General features: G+C 61.4%; 4 protein-coding genes and 1 pseudogene. 4 read left to right on the top strand and 1 reads right to left on the bottom strand.

Annotated elements, in window-relative coordinates; all coding sequences use genetic code 11:
- Window positions 1–405: 405 nt before the first annotated feature.
- Window positions 406–573: pseudogene (locus WS68_RS29035) on the bottom strand (IS6 family transposase); the annotation flags it as partial.
- Between the two features lie 617 nt (window positions 574–1,190).
- Here WS68_RS29035 and WS68_RS19110 point away from each other — a divergent pair.
- The 4 genes from WS68_RS19110 (at window position 1,191) to WS68_RS19095 (ending at window position 5,611) form a co-directional block, all read left to right on the top strand.
- Window positions 1,191–2,789, top strand: a complete 1,599-nt coding sequence (locus tag WS68_RS19110) for a DUF2957 domain-containing protein (RefSeq protein WP_059572241.1) — start codon at window positions 1,191–1,193, stop codon at window positions 2,787–2,789.
- A 61-nt stretch (window positions 2,790–2,850) separates the two neighbouring features.
- Complete coding sequence (locus WS68_RS19105; protein WP_059572240.1) at window positions 2,851–4,104, top strand: DUF2957 domain-containing protein; 1,254 nt, start codon at window positions 2,851–2,853, stop codon at window positions 4,102–4,104.
- A gap of 78 nt (window positions 4,105–4,182) precedes the next feature.
- A complete protein-coding gene (locus WS68_RS19100; protein WP_059572239.1) occupies window positions 4,183–5,007 on the top strand; it encodes an OmpW/AlkL family protein in 825 nt (274 codons plus the stop codon).
- A gap of 115 nt (window positions 5,008–5,122) precedes the next feature.
- Window positions 5,123–5,611: a hypothetical protein gene (locus WS68_RS19095; RefSeq protein ID WP_059572238.1), complete on the top strand. Its 489-nt coding sequence runs from the start codon at window positions 5,123–5,125 to the stop codon at window positions 5,609–5,611.
- Window positions 5,612–6,012: the final 401 nt, after the last annotated feature.

Below are 6,012 nucleotides of genomic sequence, written 5' to 3'. Positions count from 1 at the left end.
CGAATACCGCTGACAAGCTGACGATGAGCATCAATCGGGTCGGTAGATAGAGCATCGTGACACCAGGTTGAGTACATACAGGTTGGATTTGTCGACGGGCAAGCACAGCAAAAGCTCAAGGCGCTCGCCGCAATACGCATTTCGCTAGCAGTGCTAAACAATGTTAGCGGCATGGAAGATTCGCTAAAAAAGGCGACCGCCTGGGCGGCCGCGTTCAATCTCATTTTCCACTTGCGCGTCCCTCTCTGGGAGGTCGAGACGCGCTTCGAGTCTATCGACCCGCCCGGCCTTGCATCAAGCTGTCAACTCAGACAGGACAACACCCCAAACCCGGGATAGGTGTCGAAGAACGAAATAACTGCAAATATGAGCGAATGAACTGCAAATGAGCTGCGGTGTCGTCGCCCAACAGCGCACCGTTTCGTACGAGAGCTCGATACCGCGCGCGGCGAGTAACTCCTCAACCATGCGCAGGCTCAACGGAAAACAGTAGTGCAACCAAACGGCGTAGCAGACGATGTCCGGCGGAAACCGGTAGCCCTTGAACGAAACCGGCGCCTCAGTCGGCGGCAGAGGAGCGATAGAAGTTTTCTTCATGCCCCATTATATTCGCCGACTTCTGGAACAACCTGACAGTACCAATTAAGTCTCTATAGAACGGTGTTGATTTTCAAGTCACGTTTATTAAAAAATATCAGGAGTCAATTCCTTCTCGATGCAAGATGATGTATTTTCCATGAATTTATTATCAATATCCAGACTGTGTTTGAAAAATCCATAAATGTCAATCCATATAAGGGGGAAGCCAGATTGCGGCGTTTGGAAATATCTGTCGATTTACATCAGAAGCACCTCGGCTCATACTCGGCGCACGAATAAAGGTGCACGGTACGATTGGCGTGAATCTAAAGAGACATAATTAATATGCATCGAAGAGAGTCGGTTGGGCCACTGTTCGCTTCCCTCCCTAACGTTCTATTCTATTGCGGTGCGCGATGCCCGTTCGCGTTGCCGTCTGAATTATAAACATTCACTTGGCAATTAATTCGCAAACTATCACGCGCGGCATGGTTCGTGTGTCGTTAGCTGACCTGCCGTGCGGAAATTCGTGCGCGATCTGATTGAAAGATTGGGCGGCGGTATGCTGACGCGTTGGGTATATTTTCATAATTTACAAAACGGAGGAGATAATGCTTCGCATTCCTAATATGAGCACGACCATGCTGTCTTGCGTGGTGCTCGCCATGCCGTTTTTTTCGGGTTGCGGCGGCGGAGACGATCCGGGCCCGATCAATGTCGCCCAGTGCTCCGGCAGCAGCTGCCCGCCGAGCGGATCGAACACGACACCCACCACGCCGACCGTCCTGTGTCCGGCGGTGCTCGACTACACCACCACCTTTACCGGCGGATCGGGCAGCGGCGAATACGTGAAGGTCAAGTTCGATTCGACCAAGAAGACCTACCAGATGCAGTTCATCGAGTCGTCGGTGCCGACTTCGGCCGGACAGATCAACACCACGCGCGCAGGCCTGACGATCACCGGGACCTTCCACAATCCGACCACGCTGCCGACGGCCGAGCAGAACCGCTGCGCGGCGGTGCTGGATAACGGCGTCACCGCCGACGGCACCTACGCGGTCACGATCAACCGCGCCGATCCGCCGATGCTGTTCATCGGCCAGGGCGTGGTGGGCGGCGGCATCCCCGGCGCGACGATCGCGTTCGCCGGCATCGACTTCTTCGGCGTGAAACTCGGCGTGGTGCCGTCGCGCACCTTCGACTTCTACCCGTTCATCGGCTTCACCAACACGCAGACGGATTTCACGAAGGTCGCGGGGAATTACAACGAGGTCGGCGTGCACGTCAATCCGGCCGGCGGCAATTACCAGAGCAGCACGAATCCGCTGGGCTGGGAGCCCGACGTCGTCAACTGGAACCAGACGCTCAATGCGGACGGTTCCTGCACGATCACGTCGGGCAGCGACTACTCGTGCCAGACGACCGGCACGCCGTGGACGCTGCGCAAGAACGCCGACGGTTCCGCGGACAACGTGTTCGTGAGCCAGCCGCAGACGGGCTCCGCCTATCCGATCGCGGGGCAGTCGCAGACGATCGTCATCGCCACGCCCAGCCAGGCGAAGGGCATCATGATCGTCGGGCAGCTCAACGGGGTGCTCGTGCCGATCGTGATCCGCGTGGGTTACTCGTCGGTCGACGCAAACAATCCGCTCGCCTCGGTCGCGGATCCGGAAATCGGCATCTCGGTGCTCGCGCCTTCGACGGCCATTGCCGCCAATTCGCTGCAAGGCGGCTACATCGGCGCGACCAGCGTGTCGGCCTGCGGCATCGTGAGCTTCCCCGGCAATGCGGGCGCGCCCGCATTGCCGGGGCCGGCCTTCAATCCCAACATCCCCCACCCGGAACTGCCGGGCGTGTTCTCGGGCAACTTCTTCCAGCCCTGGGCGGGCAACTGCCTCGACGGCACGGCGGTTTCGACGCCGTCCGCCAACTACACGTCGACGTTGTTCCAGGGCGCGACCGCCGCGCTGATCGATCCGCAGACCTCGCGAGTGAGCTCGCAGCTGTCGCTCGATTATTCGCAGGCCACGCCGGGCAAGATCAAGGTGACCGCCAACAGCAATTTCTCGGCACAGGGCAGCTCGGGGACGACCGCGATCTTCCAGAAGGGCGATACCGGCTATCTCGTCAAGGTGGGCAATGTCTACGGGATGGTGCTCAACAACAGCAACGTGAATCCGTTCTTCACGGTCGGGGCATTCGTCCAGTAACGCACGAGCAGGCGACGGCGCGCAGCGCGCCGTCGCAGACTTCACGATATCGAGGATTCCTATGTATTGGCAAAAATGGATGGCCGTCGCGGCGCTGGCTCCCGTCTTGACCGCATGCGGAGGCGATGCCGACCCGCCCCCGGCGCCCGTGGTCCGGCTGTGCCCGCAGACGATCGACTACAACACCGTGTTCACGGGCGGATCGGGGTCCGGCGAGCTGGTGAAGGTCCAGCTCGACACGACGAAGCTGACTTATCAGATCACCTACCTGGCGTCGCCGATCCCGCTGACGACCGGTACCGTGGCGCCGACCCGCGACGCGCCGCCGAACAACGTGGTGAGCGGCACGCTCATGCCCGAAACCGGGCTGCCGACGGTGAAGCTGAACCAGTGCACGTTCCGGCTCGTCAACGCGAGTCTCGATCCCAATCGTCCCGCGCGCTTCTTCCTCGGCGAGGGCGTGCTGGGCGGCACGATCCCGGGCGCGACGATTCAGTTCGCCGGCGTGATCGGCGTGGGCCAGATTCCGAAGACGACGTTCCCGTACTACCCGTTCATCAGCTTCTCGGCGCAGGAGACGGATCTCACGAAGATCGCGGGCACCTACAACCAGCTCGGCTATCACCAGGTGCCGTCGCAGAACTTCGCGCAGGTCGCGGTGGACGCGCAGGTCGTCATTCGCGGCGACGGCAGCTATACCGAGACGGACAACTTCGGCAAGAAGAACGGCGGCCAGCCGTTCGCGTCGACCGCGATCGTCAATCAGCCGTTCCAGCTGCGCTCGGATTCGTCCGCGTTCACGTCGCTCAACTACCAGCCGCAGATTCCGGCGACGCTCTCGTCGCTCGATCCGACCAAGGCGGGCAAGGGGATCCTGATCGTCGGCAAGCTGCGCAACCAGCTGGTGCCGATCTTCATCCGGACCGGCGCGGCGAATTCCGATCTCACGCAAGGCGCGCCGGTGGCCGACGACGAGTCGGGCATCTCGTTCCTGAGTCCGCAGGCGACGATCGCGCAGGGCTCGCAGGACGGCGAGTACACGGGCGTCGACAGCCAGTTCAACTACCGCGCGACCGCGCTGGTGGGTGCGCAGGCGACGCTGCTCGATCCGTTCAACGCATCGCAGGCGTCGCTCACCCGCGCGCTCAACCTGAATTTCGCGCAGACCGTGCCGGGCGTGGTCACGACGGTGCAGACGAGCGCGGCATCGGGTCCGCCCACCGGCAAGCTCATCTTCACCGGCGGCGCGTTCGGCTTCCTCGACATGAGCGACACCAGCAACCCGTACTTCACCGTGGGCGCGTTCGTGCAATAGACGTCCGGATAAAACAGGAGACGGACGATGTCCGGCGCGGCGCGCCGGCATCGCCAAAGCAGAATGCGAGGAGATCTCATGAAAAAGCTGATTGCTGCGTGTGTCGTCGCGTGCGCGTCGACAGGCGCGCTGGCCCAGCAGGCGGGCGACAACGTCGCGACGCTCGGCTGGCTGCACATCATGCCGCAGGATTCGACCAACGGCCTCACGACCAACGTCGCGAACATGCCGATCAACAGCCCGCTGCGGCTGCCCGGCTCGTTCACGTCGCCGGGCACGAGCCTGACCGTCAACAATGCGGATACCGTCGGCCTGACGCTCACGCACTTCTTCACCGATCACATCGCGGTGACGTCGGTGATGGGCATTCCGCCGGAATTCACGCTGACCGGGCACGGGACCATCAAGCCGTTCGGCCCGGCGGGCGCGCTCGGCAACGTCGATATGGACAAGCCGTCGAATCAGCCGGCCGTGAAGAACGCGCGGCAATGGAGTCCGACGGTGATCCTGCAGTACTACTTCAACGCGCCGACCGCGAAGTTCCGGCCGTTCGTCGGCATCGGCGTCGCGTACAGCTGGTTCACCAACATCGAGCTCAACGGCAATTTCGCCAAGGACATCAACGAGAACCTCGGCAGCGTGCTCGCGGCGGGCGCCGGCAAGCCCGGCCCGACGTCGGTGGAGGGCAAGGCGTCGTCGTCGTGGACGCCGGTCTACAACATCGGCGCGAGCTATGCGCTCACGAACAAGTGGGCGCTCACGGCCACGCTGACCTACATGCCGTTGAAGACGTTCTCGTCGCTGGTCGTCAAGGCGGCCGACGGCACGACGCTCGCGACCACGCGTACCAAGCTGAAGGCGGATCCGTTGATCACGTTCGTCGGGATTTCCTACAAGTTCTGATCCACGGACGCGCCATCGACGCGTCCTGGTTCCCGTGACGGAGCGGCCGGATCGTACCGGCTTCGACGTCACATAACCGGCGGCAAGCCGCCATTCGTCAAGTGAGGCAGTTCCTATGAGCACTCGTAAAATTGTTTCGTTTGTTGTTGCTATGGCATTCGCAACCGTTGCAGCTGCGCCTGCCTTCGCCGTCACCGTGAGCCGTGCCGACGGTCAGCCGATGAACCCCAACGGCGAGCCGTTCTCCGCCACGGGCCCGACGACGCTCACCAAGGGCATCGGCCTGAACTGTACCGCGACGTTCAACGGTACGATCACCACGACCGGCATCGTCCAGATCACGTCGGCGACGTTTGCCGCCGGCAGCGCTCTGTGCGGCTCGATCTCCGCTGTCACGCCGTGGAGCGGCCAGGCCGACACCACGACGCAGCTGACGATCAACAACGTGCAGGTCAACACCCCGCTGGGCGCATGCGGCCCGAGCAAGGTGGCGACGGCGTTTAGCAGCGCGAACTCGTCGTTGACGTTCAACAACTCGCAACTGTCCGGCGGCTGCAGCGTTGTGGGCACGATCAACACGTCGCCGAAGTTCCTCGTGCAGTAATGCAACGTATGCGGCGGGTGGCCTAACCCGCCACACCTGCTACAAGTCGTACCCGTGCGGCCCGGCTACCAGGGCCTGCACGTATTCCGCTATCGCAGCGTAATGATTCTTGGGATTTCCAATGCTGACTTATAACACCCTATACCGTCCCGTCGACGACGGGGCGTTCGAGCAGCTGCAAATGGCTGCGTGGCTCCAATATTTGCTTGATCGGCTGAGCCTCGCGTGCACCTTATCACTTGCCGGGCGCGAGACCCATCTCATTGGGTTCTGTCGCAATAAGGCGGGTGGTATGCTGAGTGCGTCAATGAAGCTGCGATGTGGACGATGAATCAAGCGCTGAATTCGATGTTGGCGAAGGTATTTCGGCGCCTGCATTACCCGATCGACGTGATTCTGGT

Origin of the sequence: Burkholderia sp. TSV86 (assembly GCF_001522865.1) — a bacterium.
Classification (GTDB): Bacteria; Pseudomonadota; Gammaproteobacteria; order Burkholderiales; family Burkholderiaceae; genus Burkholderia.
This window is presented reverse-complemented; position numbering and strand designations above follow the sequence as displayed.